The sequence below is a fragment of the Deltaproteobacteria bacterium genome (genome assembly GCA_013151235.1).
GTDB lineage: Bacteria > CG2-30-53-67 > CG2-30-53-67 > CG2-30-53-67 > CG2-30-53-67 > JAADIO01.
Genome location: JAADIO010000024.1, coordinates 15842 through 32452 on the forward strand (window position 1 = coordinate 15842; position 16611 = coordinate 32452).

Sequence of the window (16611 nt, forward strand, 5' to 3'; positions counted from 1 at the left end):
GGATGAGCAAGGAAAAGATTCTGGTAGTGGATGATGAGCCGGGTGCGGTGGAAGTCCTGGTCGGAATGCTGGAGCAGGAAGGTTACCAGGTTGTGTCGGCACAAAACGGCGAAGAGGCCTTCGGGATTCTTCGTGAATCGGATTTTGATCTGGTCCTGACCGACCTGAACATGCCCAAACTGGACGGGATCGAACTGCTGCAGAAGATCCGGGAAGTCAATTCCGGGCTGCTCTGTATTGTCCTGACCGGTTGCGGGACCGTAGACAATGCCGTGGCGGCCATGAAGGCAGGCGCCTATGATTATATTACCAAACCGTTCAAGATTGATGAGCTCTCTCTTTCCGTGAAACGTGCTCTGGCGTTTCATACGATGAAACGCCAGAATCGGAACCTGAGACGGTTGGTCGGGAAAGAATACAAGTTCAAGAATTTTGTCGGGGATAGCGATGAAATGCAGAAGGTCTTCAGCCTCGTCGAGAAGGTCGCGGATACCGATTCCACGGTCCTGATCCAGGGCGACAGCGGTACCGGCAAGGAACTCGTGGCCCGTGCGGTTCATTTTAACAGCCACCGTTCCGACGGTCCTTTCATCCCGATCAACTGCGCGGCGATTCCCCGCGATCTGTTGGAAAGTGAACTCTTCGGCCATGTCAAAGGGGCCTTTACCGGGGCGACCCTTTCCCGGCCCGGTCGTTTTGAGCTGGCCGACGGGGGGACGCTCTTCCTCGATGAAATCGGTGAAATGCCTCCGGAACTTCAGGTGAAACTCCTGCGAATTCTTCAGGATCAGCAGTTTGAGCGGGTCGGTGGCACCCGGACCCTCCATGTCAATGCTCGCATCATTGCAGCCACCAACAAACACCTTGAAGAAGAAGTTGAAAAAGGAAGATTTCGGGAGGACCTCTTTTACCGGTTGAATGTGATCCCGATCCGGATTCCTCCTCTCCGGCAGCGGGTCTCGGATATTCCCCTCCTGGTTCATTTTTTCCTGGAACGATTCAACAAAATACGAAAAAGGAATCTCCATGGTTTTTCCAAAGATGCCATGCGGTGTCTGACGAGCTATCCCTGGCCCGGCAATGTCCGGGAACTGGAGAACCTTGTAGAGAGAATGGTCATTCTGGCCGAAGGAGAGATCATCCGGTTGGAGGATCTCCCCGAGAAGTTCCATTCTCCCGTCAAGCCGCCGACTTCCCTGAATGCTTTTGCGCTGCCTGTCCAGGGCATTTCCCTGAATGATGCCGTAGAGGAATTTGAAAACGAGTTGATCCTCAAGGCGATGAATCATGTGGGGGGGGTCAAGAGCAAGGCCGCTAAACTCCTCCACCTCAACCGGACGACCCTTGTGGAAAAAATAAAGAAGAAAAAACTGAACGGTTGGGAGAGTGCCGAAACTGCCTGATCCCCGTTGTGCCCCGTTTTATGTCAAAGGAATGGCACAACCGCTCTCTTTGACATGAAGACCCTTCTCTGTCTGGTGCAAATCGATCCGTCCCCATCATCTTTTCGGATTTTTCTTTTTTTTCGACCTGTCCTAACTATCAATAAACACAATAGAAAAAGAGAAACCTTCAAAGATCCTTTCGTTCAAGCCTCTTTGCCTGCTCTTGGCACACATCTTGCTCCTTGACTGAATGAATTTCGTCCGCACCGGGATTATTGCAGCTTGCGTCCGGGCAAAACAGCTTGTTTCATCTTGATGGAAGTGAAGGAAGATATGCGATTGATCACGGGGATCTTTTTCTTATTGGTTTTTGCAGGTGTCCTCCTCCCTTTCTCAGGCCGCCCTGCCTGGGCCGCCTCGGAGACGGAGGCGGGTCATCCTTTTGTTCCGGTACACGAAGGGGACCTCCGTCCAGGACAGGATATCCTTTCTCTGGCCTATGACCATTATCGTGCAGGTCGTTTTGAAAAGGCTGCAGCACTCCTCGAACCTTTCGTGGAGAAAGTGACCGATGCCCGAGCCAAAGAGGCGGCGCTGCTTCTTTTGAGCAACTGCTATTATCGAAGGAATGCCGGGGATCCGAAAGTCAATATGCAGATGACCCTGAAAACGGATCAGAAATTGCTAGTACTTTTTCCGAATTCCATTGTCGTTCCGAGAACGCGTTACCGAATGGCGGGGATTTATTTTCGACAGAAGATGTTTCGACAGGCGATTTTTCAGTATCGGAAAATCCTTCATGACTTTCCGGGCTTTCCTGATTCTGCATCCGTCATGTTTGATCTGGGGAAATCGATGGTTGCCGCCCGGAGAGTGAAAGAAGGATTGAAGTGGATCGAGAACGTGCCGGCGCAATATCCGAAGGATCCGGTCATTATAAAAGTTTATGCCTATCTGATTCGATATGACATGAATCGGAAGCAGTATCGTCGGGCACTCAAGAGGTTTGCCTCCTTGACAACCGATCAGATTATGTTTCATCCGGGACTTCGAAAGATGTACCCCGAGTTGTTATATCAGTTGAGACGCTATAATAAAGCCCGGAATTTTTTCTTCAAGGTACTGAATGTCTATCCGGATGATCCCGATGCATCGCTCTGGTCCGTCCGGATTGGGGATATCTACCATTTGGAAAACCGGAACCGGGATGCCCTGAAAATCTATTACCAGACCCGGGAACGTTTTCCCGGTAGTGAAGGAGCCATCCTGGCTCGAGCGGGGATTCTCGATGTCCGCAATCGTGATCAGGCATCTCCCTTATCGTTCAAAAAGGTTATCGAAGGATATGACAAGCTTCTTACGGAGGTGCCGGAAGGGCCTCTCCGGGGTCTGGTACTGATGCGAAAAGCGATCTTCCTGTCCCGCAACCATGCCCTGCGGGAGTCACTTGTACTATTTCATCAATTTTTCAGTGAATATCCTGAGAGTCCCTATCGAAAACAATGTGAAGAAATTTATCGCAAGGCCTTTGACGATCGGATCATCGATTTGTACAAGCAGAGCGGTTATCCGGAGATCGTCGAGCTGATGCAGCAGCATAAACATCATCTGACCTTGAAGAGGCTTTCACCCGGTGTTCTCTGGAAGATTGCGGACAGTCATTATCAGGTTGCCTTTTTTCATACCGCAGTGTCGATGATGGAAGAGCTTGTCCGCGTCGATGCGCCTGCCCGGAAGAATCAAACACTCCTCTTTGAGTTGGGGGAAAGCCATCTCGAACTGGGGCAGATCAAGCAGGCGATGCAGGTATTACAGGGACTTCTGAAAAGGTTCCCGAAGGGTCCTTTCGCCGGTGATGTCTACGTGTTAAAAGGACGGCAGGCCTTCCTTACAGGAGATCCCGGTCATGCGATCGCCTATTGTACGACTGCTCTTCGGAAGGGGTGTCGGAGACGATCCGTGGAAGCCTACTATTTTCTTGGATGTGCCTACCGCCAGACGGGGAATGTGAGGCATGCCCGGAGAATGTTTCAGAAGGTGCTGCAACAAGGGTCCCGGAATCTTTCGACATGGGAACGGCAGCTTCCGCAGGGCGCCCGTTTTGCACTGGGTGATCTTCTGTATGACCAGGGGAAAAAAACGGAAGCGATGAAGGTCTATCAGGAAGCGGTTCAGCTTTATCCCGGCGATCAGAATGCCGACTGGGCTCGATACCGAATGGCCTTGATCCAGTCCGACCGGGGAAACCCGGAGGCGGCGCTGACAACGCTCGAAGGGATCCGGCGGGAATCCAATGAAGACCTGCTGGGGCTTTTGATCCGGACGGCGATCGGAGAGATACGGTGGCATCAGAAAGTTGCCAAGGTGTTGTGAAACGCAAGCAGGCGGGAGAGGATAGATGAAAAGTAAATCGGACAAGGAACTGGAACTTTTAAGCCGTGCCCTGGAGACTTTTCACCAGGCTTCGGGGCAATTGGAACAGTCCTACAGCCAGTTGGAAGAGAAGGTCGAAGTCCTGACCCGGGAATTGGAGAAGAAGAACCGGGATCTGGTACGAAACCTGGAAGAAAAAGAAAAAATGAAATGCTATCTCCACAACATTCTGGAGAGTCTGCGAACGGGCGTGATTGTCCTTGACCTTTCTTGCCGGATTACCGTCTGCAATCGTGCCGTGGAGGAACTGATCTGCGAGTCGCCGCAGACAATCCGCAAGAAGGGGTTGGCATCTGTTCTCGGGACTGCGGGACGCGGTTCCAAAGATCAGGAAGATTTGAGATCTCTGATGAAGATGCTCGACCAAACGTCGATCGTACGGGTCAATGGACGGCAGGAACGGACCATCCATCTCTCCACCTCCGTGCTGAACGACGAAGAGGAGAACGTGATCGGCGGGATTATCCTCCTGAAGGATGTCACGGAGATTCGGAGACTGGAAGAGGAGGCGGCCCGGCGCAACCGGTTAACCTCCATGGGGGAGATGGCCGCAAATATTGCACATGAGATCCGTAATCCCCTGGGGGGGATTGAACTCTTTGCTTCTCTGCTGAAGGAAGAACTGAAGGATGATCCCGATCGTGCAGTTTTGGTCAGTAACATCAGTGCCGGTGTGCAAAGCCTGAATCATATTCTTTCCAACCTGCTCTACTACAGCCGGCCGTTGCGACCGGTTTTTCTCCCCCTGTCGGTGCAGGGGATCCTGGATGAGTCCCTGGTCTTTGCCGGGCATCTGTTGGGGCAGAAGGGGATCCGCTGGAGTTGTGAGCATGCGGGAGAGGACCGGGAATTGATCAGCGATGGGGAACTGCTGAAACAAATTTTTATGAACCTGATCTTAAATGCGGTACAGGCAATGCCCGGAGGAGGAGATCTGCGGGTGACTTCTGAGATCGGAGAAAAGGAAGTGGAATTCCGTATTGCCGACAACGGCCCGGGGATTCCGGAAGAAAGCCTTCAGAGGATCTTTCATCCCTTTTATACGACACGGCCCAAAGGAACCGGGTTGGGGCTGGCGATTGTCCACCAGTTGGTGGAGACCCTCGGCGGGAAGATTTCCGTGGAGAGCCGCGTCGGCGAAGGGACCACTTTTTTTATTGTTTTTCCTTTGGCCGGCGGTTCCTCAGGGTCGGGGATGGGCATCCTGACATCCCGGATACGGGAAGTCCCGGGCGTTATATCGGCGTCATGAACCCCGTGGTTCTTTTCGGGAATACGGCAGTCTGCCGCGTCGGGGCAAGTCTTTCCCGGTAGGTACGGTATTTGCGAACAGGAACACTCAGCAAAACTTTCAGGAGTACTCATGGGAAAATTAAAGATTCTTGTCGTGGATGATGATGGACAGATGCGATCGGGACTAAAAGAGGCGTTGACCCGCTACGGATATTCCGTGGATCCCTGCGTCTGTGTGGACGAGGCATTAAAAGCCATGGCAAAGACACGCTATGCAATGGTGATCACCGATATGCGGATGCCGGGACAATCGGGACTGGATCTGCTGACGGAAGTTCAAAAGAGATTTCCGGAAACTCCGGTGGTTGTTATGACCGCTTTCGGGACCATTCAGGATGCCGTGGATGTGATGAAGGGAGGTGCCTTCGATTATCTGATGAAACCCTTTGACCGGGAAATCTTGGGAAAAGTGGTTGCCCGGGCACTGGGAGAGACGACGAAGCCGACGCGTAGAAAGCCTTCTCGTTCTTGTGGGTGTCGGCATAAGGTGGAGAAGGAATTCGTGACACGGGACCCTGCGATGATCAAGACCTTGCGGTTCATCCGTGAGATCTCAACCAGTGATTCCACGGTCCTGATCCAGGGAGAGAGCGGGACAGGCAAGGAGTTGATTGCCCGTATGATCCATCAAAACAGCTCCGTTGCTTCCGGTCATTTTGTGGCGGTTAATTGTGCGGCCATTCCGGAGGGGCTGCTGGAAAGCGAACTCTTCGGTTACGAAAAAGGGGCCTTCAGCGGCGCGCATACGCGGAAAATCGGAAAATTCGAGCAGGCCGACGGCGGGACCCTGCTCCTTGATGAAGTGGGTGAGATGGACCTGATCCTGCAGGCGAAACTTCTCCGGGTTATCCAGGAAAGGGAGATCGACCGTATTGGAGGGAGCCGGGCAATTCCGGTTCATGTACGGATTCTGGCGACCACCAATCGGGACCTGCGCCGGGAAGTGGAGGAAGGACGTTTTCGTGAGGACCTCTTCTATCGTCTCAATGTGGTCCCGTTGCGGATTCCCCCGCTTCGGGAACGTCCCTGCGATATCCTCCCCCTCTGTGAATATTTCATCCGGCGCCGCGATGTCGGTGGACGCCGGGGGACGCGACGACTTTCCCCCGAGGCGGTGTCCTTCCTGAAGAAAAAGAACTTCCCCGGGAATGCTCGTGAACTGGAAAATCTGATTGAGCGGGCGATGCTGGTTGCCCGGGGGGATGTGATCGGTGTGGATGATCTGACGGTACCGGACTGCGGTGTCCGTCCGACGGAATCGATCCGAGTCTTGCCGGGCAAAGGGGGATCGGTAAAAGACATGGAGCAGGAGCTGGTTCTGCAGACCCTGCGGGAGGTTCATGGAAACCGGACGCAGGCCGCAGTCCTGCTTGGCATTAGTATCCGTACTTTGCGGAATAAGCTGGCGGAGTATCGCAAGATCGGGATTACGGTGCCCGACTATGAACCGGCGCGGCATGCAGGGAAGAGGGGGGCGGCCCTTCGATGTGCACAAGGGTAGGAGCATCGTGCCGATGCGGGAAAAATTTGCCTACTTTCCCGCAGGGGTCAGCAGGTGCAGAAGGTCAATGAACAACATGAAGCAAACAACGTAACTGTCGGAATTATGATCGATCACCGGGACCCTGTAAGAGTACTTTTTGGAGGGGACCGTCCGGATCGTTATGGCATGCAACTTGCTTATAGGGTTGTCGGAGTATCTCCGCAACGGAAAGTTTTGAGATCGGGAGGAGAAGACAATGGCGGATCTTTTTGGAAACGAATTTCAGGTACTGGCCCGCTCCCTCGACTTCTGCGCAGAGCGCAATAACCTGATTACGGCAAATTTAGCCAATGCCGATACTCCCGGTTACAAGGCGGTGCGGATTGATTTTGAGAAAACACTACAGGGAATGCTCAAGAAACAGGGAGGAGAAGAGCTCCGGAGGACCGATCCGAAACATTTTTCCATGGACCCGGCAGCAACGGTGGCGGGACCGAAGATTACCATCCGGGAGGACTCCCTCAAACAGGATGGCAATTCCGTTAATATGGACGAAGAAGTTGCAAGGATGTCCATGAATCAAATCCGGTACAACGCCGGTGTGGAGGTACTGAATAACCTTTTCAAGAACCTTGAGTATGCGATTCAGGAGGGAGGACAGTAGAATGGATTTTTTTGATGCAATGAACATCAGCGCGTCGGCGCTGAACGCACAGCGAGAAAGGATGAACGTTGTGGCGAGCAACCTGGCGAATATTCACACCACCCGCACGCCCGATGGGGGTCCTTACCGTAAAAAGAGCGTCGTCTTTGAAGCGCAGAGCCTCGGCAGCCCCTTTGACAGTATGCTTCAGGACCGGCTGCGGGAACAGGTGCAGGGGGTCCGGGTGGCTGGAATCGAGTCGAGCAATAAACCCCCGCTTCGAGTCTACGATCCCTCCCATCCAGATGCGGATAAAGATGGGTATGTACTGAAACCGGACATCAATCTGATGTCGGAGATCGTCGATATGATTTCCGCTTCCCGTTCTTTCGAGGCGGATGTCAGCGCGGTGAAAACCTCCAAGAACATGGCGTTGAAGGCCTTGGAAATAGGTCGTTAAGAATCTGTAGGAGAAGATTATGCAAAAGATCGGCATGGAACAGCCTCTTTCCATTCTCCGGGGAGATTCGCCGGCGGGGAAAGCGGGGAAGGAAGTTCAAAAAGGCACTTTCGCTGATTTGCTGAAGCATTCGATTCACGAGGTTGATCAGGTGCAGAAAGATGCGGTCCGGGCCGCCGAGAACCTGGCCGTGGGCAAGACGGAGAATATTCATGAAACCATGATTGCTCTGAAAAAGGCGGAGCTCTCTTTCAAAATGATGATGCAGGTACGCAACAAGATTGTGAAGGCTTATGAAGAGATCATGCGGATGCAGGTCTGAGAACCGGGCACATGTTTTTGAAGGTGTTGTATTAAGACAATATCGGCAAAGGAGAAACGATGGCGGAATCCAAGAGTAATTTTCTTGCCGGCCTGGGAGAACTTCCCACGCCGAAGAAGATCCTGATTCTGGGGCTCCTCGGAACGGCGGCCGCCGGATTCATCTTTTTCATTATTTCTCTGCAAAAGCCTTCCTATGTTCTTCTTTATTCCGGGCTGAATGCAACGGATGCATCGGCGGTCGTGGATGAGCTCCGGAAGGAACGGGTTCCCTATGAAATCGGTGCGGAAGGGGGGAGCATCCTGGTGCCGGGAGACAAGCTTTATGAGGCCCGGCTTTCCCTGGCCGGGAAAGGGTTGCCGCAGAACGGTGTCGGTTTCGAGATTTTTGACAAGGTAAATATTGGGACGACGGAGTTCGTCCAGAAAATGAATTATCAGCGTGCCATGCAGGGCGAACTGGCTCGTACGATCTCTCAGATCGACGGCGTGGAACGGAGCCGTGTTCATATCTCCATTCCTCAGGAATCGGTCTTTGTCGAAGATCAGCAGAAGACGACGGCTTCGGTTTTTCTCAAGCTCAAACCGGGATTCAGACTGGTGGACAAACAGGCCAAAGGCATCTCTTATCTTGTTGCCGGTGCGGTGGAAGGGCTAAGTGCGGAGAATGTTACGATTATGGATACCGAGGGCAGGATCTTGAGCGGCCCCCAGGATGAAGACTCCGCTCTGGGACTCTCCAGCTCGCAAGCCGAAATGCAGCGGAACCTGGAAAAGCATCTGGAGAAGAATATCCGGACCATGCTCGAAAAGGTGATCGGTCCGGGCAAAGTCGCCGCTCAGGTCAGTGCTACGCTGAATTTCAAACAGGTACACAAGACGGAAGAGATCTATGATCCGAATGTGACGGCCGTCCGGAGTGAACAGACGAGCAAGGAAAAAACAAGCGGACAAAATGCGGTGCCTTCGGGGGTCCCCGGAGTGGCGTCCAACGTTCCGGGGCAGGGCGGCGGTGCTTCATCCGGGTTGAGCAGTAAGACGTCTCAGCGGCAGAGTGATACCGTAAATTATGAAATCAACAAAGTCACCCGGCAAGTGATCGATCCGGTGGGCACGATCAAGCGTCTTACCGTGGCCGTCCTGGTGGATGGGACCTACAAAGCGGTTAAGGGCTCCAAGGAGTTGCAATACACTCCCCAGACCAAGGAGCAGATGGCCAAATATGAGACGTTGATCAAGGGTGTGGTAGGCTTTGACGCGTCTCGGGGAGATGAGATCCACATCGAGAATATTCCCTTCCAGCGCGGCAGCGATGAAGCCTGGGTCGACAAGGGGGATTCAGGAGGCATCATCAGTCCGATGATGATCATTGTTCTGCGGTATGTTCTTGTCCTGCTTTTCGGGATCCTCTTCCTCCTCTTCTTTGTGAAACCGCTTGTGAACTGGCTGACCGCACAGTCTACGGGGGGGGGCTATCCCGCGACGGTCGGGGAGTTGGAGTCGGCCTTGAATGCAAAGATGCTGCCGGGGATGAATGCCAATACGCAGGAAAATATGAAAGAAGAAATTCATCAACTGGTGAAGGACGATCCTGCGTTGGCGACCACCCTGGTTCGTGAATGGTTGAATGAGAGGGGATAGCGGCGGATGGCTGAGAAACTGATCGGACCGGAAAAAGCGGCATTGTTGGTGATGGCTTTGGGGGAAAACTTCGCCCAGGTCCTGCAGGGACTTGAGAATTTCGAAATCCAGAAACTGGGCGCCTACATGACCAAGACCAAGGATGTATCCATGGAAGATCTGGAAAGAGTGATCAGTGAGTATCACCAGAAGGCCTTTCAGTCCAAGGGGGGACTGCCCATCTGCGATGAAGGGTACGTAAAGCGCCTGATTCTTTCTGCGCTTGGGGAACAGCGGGCACGTCCGATCCTGGACAAACTCTCTTCCTCTCATACGGAGGTTGATCTCTCGTTCGTCCGCGAAATCGAACCTCGAAGCCTGGTGAACTTCATCAAGCTGGAACACCCCCAGACCATTGCCCTGATTGTCTCCAATCTTGGTCCTTCTCAGGCGGCGGAGGTTCTTTCCCTCCTGCCCGATGCCCTTCGTGCAGAGGTGGTCATGCGGATGGCCGGAATCAAGTCGGTCGATACCAGTATGATCAGCGAAATTGCCGGGGTCCTGGAACGGGAAGTGAAACTGTCCGGAGGTTCCACCGGGAGCCAGGAAATCGGAGGACTCCAGACCGTTGCCGAGATCATGAATAATATCGATAAGTCCGTCTCGGGTGAGATCTTTACCTACCTGGAGGAAAAAAACAAGGACCTTTCCGACGGGATTCGCGAACTGATGTTTGTCTTTGAAGATATTGCCATGATTGATGATCGCGGCATTCAGGCGATCCTGAAAAATATCGAGAACGACAAGCTGATTATCGCCCTGAAAACGGCCGATGACAATCTGAAGGAAAAGATCTTCCGTAATATGTCGACCCGTGCGGCGCAGATGATTGAAGAAGAAATGGAAGTGATGGGGCCCGTCCGGATCAGCGAGGTTGAGGAAGCACAGAAAGAAATTGCCGCGGCCGCCCGGAAGCTTGAAGAAAGCGGTGAGATCGTCATTTCCAGAGGAGAAGGGGATATCGTTGTCTAAGTTGTCCGCGGAAGAAGACAAGATCGTCCGCTGGAGCCCGCAGGAGGTCCGGGGGATCCCCGCGGCACAATTGCGGTCGGTTGTTGTGGATCCGCAGTCTCTTTTTGAAGTTTCCGGTTTTCTTGCGGGGAAGGAGGCCTGTGAAACTCGCCTTTCTCCGGAAGAGGTGATTTCCAAGGCAAAACAACGGGCCGATGAAATCGCCAAGGAGGCCTATAACAAAGGCTTTGAGCAGGGGGAGCGATCCGGATTCGAACTCGGCAACAAGAAGGCGGAGGCGGTGGCGGAGGCGTTTATGAATGCCGTTGAGGAGGTTCGGCATTGTCGGGAAGAACTCCTCCGGCAGGCGGAGACCGAAGCGGTCCGTCTGGCCATGGTGTTGGCGGAAAAGATTATTTATCGGGAGATCTCATTACAGGAAGATGTGATTATCGATGTGGCCCGGGAGGCGCTGGCCGTTTGTGCCGAGGATGACCGTATTCGGATTGAGGTCAATCCGGAAGATTATTCCTTTCTCGAAGGATGTGGGGATCGTTTCCGGAAGGAAGTCGGTGCGGCCCGGAAGATTGAAATTGTCGCCAACCCCGCCGTACGGAGAGGGGGATGCATTGTCGACACGGCATTAGGGAAGATTGATGCCCGTATTGAAGAAAAGATCGGGAGACTATTCGGAAAGCTCAGGGAAAAGACCGGAGAATCACCACCGGAAACGGAGGAGGGGGAGAGCGTATGATTGCTCTCGACCTGGCATCCTACAGGGAAATTGTACAGGAGGCGTCCGTTCTTCAGGCCAGCGGCACGGTTGCCCGTGTGACCGGACTCTTGATCGAAGCCGATGGTCCGGCGACCCGGCTTGGGGGACTGTGCGAGATCTTCCCAAGCAGTGGAGACGAACCGATCCGAGCGGAGGTCGTCGGATTCCGGGAGCATAAGATTCTCTTGATGCCTTTCAGCTCGAGCCTCGGGATTGGTCCGGGCGACCGGATTACCGCCATGCAGTCGGTCGGGACGGTGCGGGTGGGACCGCAACTGTTGGGCCGCGTGATCAATGGTTTTGGAAACGTGATCGATGGGGGGGAAGAACTTTCCTGCCGGGAGGAGGCCTTGCTCCATACATTGCCCCTGAATCCCCTGTCTCGCAAACGGATCCGGGAACCCCTCGATCTTGGAATTCGTGCGCTCAACGGGTTGCTTACCTGCGGAAAAGGACAGCGTCTCGGGATTCTGGCCGGAAGCGGCGTCGGGAAGAGTATTCTTCTCGGGATGATCGCCCGGTATACCCGTGCGGAGATCAATGTCATTGCCCTGATCGGCGAGCGGGGGAGGGAGGTCCGTGAATTCATTGAGAAAGACCTGGGCCCGGAAGGGTTGAAGCGTTCGGTCGTGGTGGTCGCTACCTCCGACCAGTCCCCTCTCCTTCGTATCCGGGCGGCCTATGCGGCGACGGCCATCGCAGAGTATTTCCGGGACCGGGGCCGTGATGTCAACCTGATGATGGATTCCGTGACCCGGTTTGCCATGGCGCAGCGTGAAATCGGACTGGCCGTGGGGGAACCGCCGACGACGAAAGGATATACCCCGTCCGTTTTTGCACTGCTTCCCAAATTGCTCGAACGCGCCGGGACCTGTTCGGGCAAAGGGACCATTACCGGTCTCTATACCGTTTTGGTGGAAGGGGATGATATGAATGAGCCGATTGCCGATGCGACCCGGGCGATCCTGGACGGGCATATTGTTCTTTCCCGGGCACTGGCGGCACAGGATCATTATCCTGCAATCGACGTTCTCAGCAGTAAAAGTCGGGTCATGATCGATGTGGTGGACCCGGAACACCGGGCACTGGCAAACCGGATGATTGCGACACTGGCTACTTATAAGAATGCCGAAGACTTGATCAATATCGGTGCCTATGTAAGCGGCAGCAATCCGAAAATAGATGAAGCCATCGGAAAGATTGATGCCATTCAGGCCTATCTTCAGCAAGGGATCGGTGAACAGGTTGTTCTGGACGAAAGTGTGGCCGGCCTGAGAAAAATATTTACGTAACCGGATGTTTCCGCCGGGAAGGTTGCCCCGGAGACCTGTGGAGCATGAAATGTATCGTTTTCGATTTGAGTCGGTTCTGCGATACCGGCAACAGGCCATGGACCAGGTCCGAAGGGAGTTCTCCGAGCTGCAACGAAAACTGGTCACGGAATATTCCCGGCTCGATCTGCTCGAACAGACCGGGCGGGAGTATGCCCGGCTCTTCCATGAACGACAGGGGGAGGGAATCGCGATCCGGGAAGTCGGCCTGTTTCAATCTTTCTTCCATCGGCTCCATTTCGAGACGGATGCCCAGCGAAAAAAACTTTATTCCTTGAACCAGCGTGTCGAAGGCAAGCGGCAGGAACTGCTCGATGCTTCGAAGAAAAAAAAAGTTCTGGAGCGTCTCCGTGAAGTTGAAGAAGATCAGTATCGTGAAGAAGAGCGAAAACGGGAGCAGCGTCAATATGATGAAATTGCCGTGAACAAGATTACCCGGGCACAGGCGATCTGGAGGGCGCCCGGGACGGATGAAGATCTCGTCCGGACCGGGGAGAAGGGAGAGAGATGAAGGGAAAGAGAATAACGTTGTGCATGCTTTGTTTGATGACCTGGATGGCCATGCCGGCCTCTCTCTCCGCTGCGGAGAAGAACGCCGGGGAAATGATCTCGGACAAGACTGCGGGGACGCCCGCCACCGTTGCGGAAGCGGATCAACAGTTGATCCGGACCGTTGCCATGGAGCGGGTTAATCTTGATATGATGCGGCGGAATCTTATTCTGAGACAGAATCGTTTGAAGCAGACACGAAAGGAGATTGAAGGTCGAATTCAAGATCTTCTCCAACTGCGCAAAGAGGTGGACGCCAAAATTCAAACCTTGCAGAACGTGGGGCAGAAGGAAATGCAGCATCTGGTCAAGGTCTATGAGGCCATGAGCCCGGAAGAAGCGGCACCCCTGATGGAAGGATTAAAGCAGAACATCGCCGTGGAACTGCTTTCCCGTATGCGGGACAAAAAGGCCGGCAAGATCCTGGAGTTGGTCCAAAAAAAGAAGGCGGAGGCACTCACGGAGGTCCTGGCCAGAAGAAAAAAATTAAACAGCAAATAGATCCGGATTCCCCGACGGTGTGATGCCGGTTCGGGATTGATCCCAACAGAAAGGAGGTGATATCCATGAAAACGATCAGTATGGAAATGCTGGTCCCAGCAGCATCGCAGGCAGGGCCGCCGGAGGCCGCTGCGGCGCCGGAACAGGGTTCCTCCTTTCGGAAAACGTTTGCATCTGTACGGGAGAAAGCCGGAATCGGGAAGAACGCGTCCACGGTTCGCGCCCACGTGCATCGAGACGATAAAACCGCCCGGCAGTCGAACCATGCAAGAAAAACCGGTGGGAAGAGAGAGAATGCCGTTCATGCAGAGGGAGAAACCGGGAATGCCGGGACATCAGGGAAGGTGCATGCCCAGGAAGGGAAACAAGCGAAATCCTCCGGAGATTCAGCGACCGGGGGAAAACCCCGTGCGAAGAAAGGGCACGCAATGAAGGCCTCGGACAAAGTTCCGGGAGGCAATGTTCCTGTTGCGGCTTGCCCGGTCCGGGCGGTTCTCGGGAGCCGGATTCCCCGGCCGGAGATCCCGCTCCTTCCGGGGTCTGAGAAAAATCCTGTTGAAACTACGGCACGTTCGGGAAGCCCGCCGGGCGAAGAAAATGACGATATGAAGATCCCGGTTTCTGTAAAGAGTGTTTCTCTTCGCTTGTTGGAAGAAGAGAAGACGGCCGGGATAAAGGAAAGGCACACGGCATCGAAAATCGAAACGGCGGAGGTCCGGACAGAGAACCTGCAAAAGGAATCTCTTCCGCTCTCTGCGGCACATTCCCCTGGGACCGGAAAGAAGGACCTTCCGATTCCGAAGGTGGTACCGGCCTCCGGAAAGGACCCGGTTCGGCATGACAGTCTTTCTCCGGTTCGCCCTCTTTCCGCAGATAAGGTGTCGGAGGTTTCGGGAGTTTTTAAGGGGACCCTCCGAACGCCGGGGAATACGACGGTCCGTACGGAGGCGGGAAATCTTCTCTTCTCCGAAAACCGGAAGTTTTCCTCTACGCAACGGCGGAAAACTCCCTTGACGAAAAAGGTGTCATCAACGGGGATGCCGCCGCTGTCCGACAAAGTGGTCCTTCTCAATGGAGCAAAGCCGGTCCAGCGAAAGGATTCCGGATCTTTGTGGTTTTCGGAGGCCTTCGCGGAAACACCGACGCAGCATTTCTTCTCTTCCGGGGGAGCGCTTTCCACAGCAGGTCCCGGAAAGAGTCCGGCCGTCGTTGTTCCGGACTTCGGCAAACAGTTGACTCCGGGTCTCCTCGCGCAGGTGCAGTCACAACTGCATCGGATGGCCCTGCGGGGCAGAGAGAAAATCACCCTTCATCTTCATCCGGATGTGTTAGGAAAACTAAAGATGAATATCTCTTTGCAGAACCATCATCTTGTTGCGGAGGTGACGACCGATTCATCAATGACCCGGGAGATTCTTTCCAGTCATGTGCATACCCTGAAAGCGGCTCTCCTTGATCAGGGGATTCGGCTGGATCGATTCGATGTACAGCTTCAGGATCACACTGCCGACGGAGGGTACCGTCAGTCCGGTCATGCTTTCCGGGAACAGACCCGGCAGCAGCGTCAGGAACGAGGCTACCCCGGGGCCTTCCCTCCGGAGGAGATCCCGGTGGCTTCAGGGATCTCAGAGGTCTCATCGGGCAGACCTCCGAGGGGGGCCTTGAGTTCTGAAATTAACCTGTTTGTTTGAAGGAAAGGAGGTGAAGCGATGTTGAATTCAGTCAGTTCGGATTCAAATATTCTTTCGTCGGTTTCTACGAATGGAAAGGAGGAAGCGACACTGGAGAAGGATCAGTTTCTGAAGATTCTGGTCGCACAGATGAAGTACCAGGATCCGATGAACCCGGTTCAAGGGACGGACTTTACCAATCAGCTTGCTCAGTTCTCGAGTCTGGAGCAGCTCATCCAGGTGAATTCCAACCTGGGATCGGTCCAGTCCGGTCAGAAGGAGCTGGGAGAATTGTCGATGTCGAACTATCTCGGGAAGCATGTTTTAAGCAAAGGCTCCGAAATTTCCGTTACGGATGGGACGCCGGCTGCGGCAAGCTATGATTTGCAGGGGACTGCGGCAAGCGGGACCCTTACGGTGTTTGATGAGGAAGGTTCCATCGTCCGGATTATCGACCTGGGGAAGAAGGCTCCCGGACGCTACGATGTCACTTGGGATGGGAAAGACATGCAGGGGAATCTCGTATCCGATGGGATGTACCGTTTTCAGACCGACTTCTATGATGCAGAGGGAGGCTATGTGTCTTCCGAAAGTTATCAGACCGGAAAGGTCCAGCGAATCATCTTTCAGGACGGCGTAGCCTCTTTTGATCTCGGCAATACGCAGGTTCCGGTGGAAAGTGTGGTCGAGGTCTACTGAGAGGATTTAATCCCAGGCGTGAACGAAGCCGTTATTCCAAGAGGCAATCCAATGATTGACAGACTTTTACAGCATCCGTCTTCGGTATCCCGGGCTGGGGCGGATCGAGTGACACGGACCGGGAATCCCATGCCTCCGGCAAAGGGGGCGGGTACGGCGCCGTCGGGAAGTCCTTTTGATGCCGCTTTGCAAAAGGCAATCGGAAGCCGGGAAATTCGTTTTTCCCGTCATGCCATGGACCGGATGAACCGTCGTAATATCAACCTTGATCCCAGTGAGATGGCCCGGCTGGAAGGTGCCATCGATCGTGCGGAGAAGTCCGGGATGAAGGAGTCGCTGGTCATTTTCGATCAGAATGCGCTGATCGTGAGTGTTCCCAACCGGACGGTCATTACCGCCATGGACCGATCGTCGATGCAGGACAATCTGGTAACCCA

Annotated in this window: 16 protein-coding genes; all 16 read left to right on the forward strand. The window is 54.0% G+C overall.

Features of this window, described 5'->3' with window-relative positions:
* Positions 1-2 precede the first annotated feature (2 nt).
* Entirely contained in the window at positions 3-1403 is a 1401-nt protein-coding gene (locus GXP58_04840) for a sigma-54-dependent Fis family transcriptional regulator (GenBank protein ID NOY52931.1), read from the forward strand.
* A 315-nt stretch (positions 1404-1718) separates the two neighbouring features.
* On the forward strand, positions 1719-3758 hold the full coding sequence (locus tag GXP58_04845; GenBank protein NOY52932.1) for a tetratricopeptide repeat protein: 2040 nt from the start codon (positions 1719-1721) through the stop codon (positions 3756-3758).
* A gap of 25 nt (positions 3759-3783) precedes the next feature.
* A complete protein-coding gene (locus tag GXP58_04850) occupies positions 3784-5070 on the forward strand; it encodes a PAS domain-containing protein (GenBank protein NOY52933.1) in 1287 nt (428 codons plus the stop codon).
* A gap of 111 nt (positions 5071-5181) precedes the next feature.
* The gene (locus GXP58_04855) at positions 5182-6612 is read left to right on the forward strand and encodes a sigma-54-dependent Fis family transcriptional regulator (protein NOY52934.1); all 1431 of its coding nucleotides are present in this window, start codon (positions 5182-5184) and stop codon (positions 6610-6612) included.
* Between the two features lie 238 nt (positions 6613-6850).
* Positions 6851-7258 carry a flagellar basal body rod protein FlgB gene (flgB, locus tag GXP58_04860; GenBank protein ID NOY52935.1) on the forward strand — a complete coding sequence of 136 codons (408 nt, stop codon included), beginning with the start codon at positions 6851-6853 and terminating at the stop codon, positions 7256-7258.
* Position 7259: 1 nt separating this feature from the next.
* Positions 7260-7697 (forward strand): flagellar basal body rod protein FlgC, encoded by a 438-nt coding sequence (gene flgC, locus GXP58_04865; protein NOY52936.1) that lies wholly within the window; start codon positions 7260-7262, stop codon positions 7695-7697.
* 19 nt (positions 7698-7716) lie between these two features.
* Positions 7717-8019, forward strand: a complete 303-nt coding sequence (gene fliE / locus GXP58_04870; protein NOY52937.1) for a flagellar hook-basal body complex protein FliE — start codon at positions 7717-7719, stop codon at positions 8017-8019.
* Between the two features lie 59 nt (positions 8020-8078).
* Complete coding sequence (fliF, locus tag GXP58_04875; protein NOY52938.1) at positions 8079-9659, forward strand: flagellar M-ring protein FliF; 1581 nt, start codon at positions 8079-8081, stop codon at positions 9657-9659.
* A gap of 6 nt (positions 9660-9665) precedes the next feature.
* A complete protein-coding gene (fliG, locus tag GXP58_04880; GenBank protein ID NOY52939.1) occupies positions 9666-10670 on the forward strand; it encodes a flagellar motor switch protein FliG in 1005 nt (334 codons plus the stop codon).
* Positions 10663-11403, forward strand: coding sequence for a hypothetical protein (locus GXP58_04885; GenBank protein NOY52940.1), 741 nt, complete (start codon positions 10663-10665; stop codon positions 11401-11403). The genes fliG and GXP58_04885 overlap by 8 nt, the downstream gene beginning before the upstream one ends.
* Complete coding sequence (fliI, locus tag GXP58_04890) at positions 11400-12716, forward strand: flagellar protein export ATPase FliI (GenBank protein ID NOY52941.1); 1317 nt, start codon at positions 11400-11402, stop codon at positions 12714-12716. Before GXP58_04885 ends, fliI begins: the two co-directional genes overlap by 4 nt.
* A gap of 49 nt (positions 12717-12765) precedes the next feature.
* On the forward strand, positions 12766-13266 hold the full coding sequence (gene fliJ / locus GXP58_04895; protein ID NOY52942.1) for a flagellar export protein FliJ: 501 nt from the start codon (positions 12766-12768) through the stop codon (positions 13264-13266).
* Positions 13267-13289: 23 nt separating this feature from the next.
* Positions 13290-13805 carry a hypothetical protein gene (locus GXP58_04900; GenBank protein ID NOY52943.1) on the forward strand — a complete coding sequence of 172 codons (516 nt, stop codon included), beginning with the start codon at positions 13290-13292 and terminating at the stop codon, positions 13803-13805.
* Positions 13806-13870: 65 nt separating this feature from the next.
* On the forward strand, positions 13871-15496 hold the full coding sequence (locus GXP58_04905; GenBank protein NOY52944.1) for a hypothetical protein: 1626 nt from the start codon (positions 13871-13873) through the stop codon (positions 15494-15496).
* A gap of 18 nt (positions 15497-15514) precedes the next feature.
* Complete coding sequence (locus tag GXP58_04910) at positions 15515-16174, forward strand: hypothetical protein (GenBank protein NOY52945.1); 660 nt, start codon at positions 15515-15517, stop codon at positions 16172-16174.
* 129 nt (positions 16175-16303) lie between these two features.
* A partial coding sequence (locus GXP58_04915; protein ID NOY52946.1) for a hypothetical protein occupies positions 16304-16611 on the forward strand: 308 nt, incomplete at its 3' end.

Coding starts and splice junctions, on each gene's coding strand:
- GXP58_04840 (NOY52931.1), top strand. CDS start 3: ATGAGCAAGGAAAAGATTCTGGTAGTGGATGATGAGCCGGGTGCGGTG.
- GXP58_04845 (NOY52932.1), top strand. CDS start 1,719: ATGCGATTGATCACGGGGATCTTTTTCTTATTGGTTTTTGCAGGTGTC.
- GXP58_04850 (NOY52933.1), top strand. CDS start 3,784: ATGAAAAGTAAATCGGACAAGGAACTGGAACTTTTAAGCCGTGCCCTG.
- GXP58_04855 (NOY52934.1), top strand. CDS start 5,182: ATGGGAAAATTAAAGATTCTTGTCGTGGATGATGATGGACAGATGCGA.
- flgB (NOY52935.1), top strand. CDS start 6,851: ATGGCGGATCTTTTTGGAAACGAATTTCAGGTACTGGCCCGCTCCCTC.
- flgC (NOY52936.1), top strand. CDS start 7,260: ATGGATTTTTTTGATGCAATGAACATCAGCGCGTCGGCGCTGAACGCA.
- fliE (NOY52937.1), top strand. CDS start 7,717: ATGCAAAAGATCGGCATGGAACAGCCTCTTTCCATTCTCCGGGGAGAT.
- fliF (NOY52938.1), top strand. CDS start 8,079: ATGGCGGAATCCAAGAGTAATTTTCTTGCCGGCCTGGGAGAACTTCCC.
- fliG (NOY52939.1), top strand. CDS start 9,666: ATGGCTGAGAAACTGATCGGACCGGAAAAAGCGGCATTGTTGGTGATG.
- fliI (NOY52941.1), top strand. CDS start 11,400: ATGATTGCTCTCGACCTGGCATCCTACAGGGAAATTGTACAGGAGGCG.
- fliJ (NOY52942.1), top strand. CDS start 12,766: ATGTATCGTTTTCGATTTGAGTCGGTTCTGCGATACCGGCAACAGGCC.
- GXP58_04900 (NOY52943.1), top strand. CDS start 13,290: ATGCTTTGTTTGATGACCTGGATGGCCATGCCGGCCTCTCTCTCCGCT.
- GXP58_04905 (NOY52944.1), top strand. CDS start 13,871: ATGAAAACGATCAGTATGGAAATGCTGGTCCCAGCAGCATCGCAGGCA.
- GXP58_04910 (NOY52945.1), top strand. CDS start 15,515: ATGTTGAATTCAGTCAGTTCGGATTCAAATATTCTTTCGTCGGTTTCT.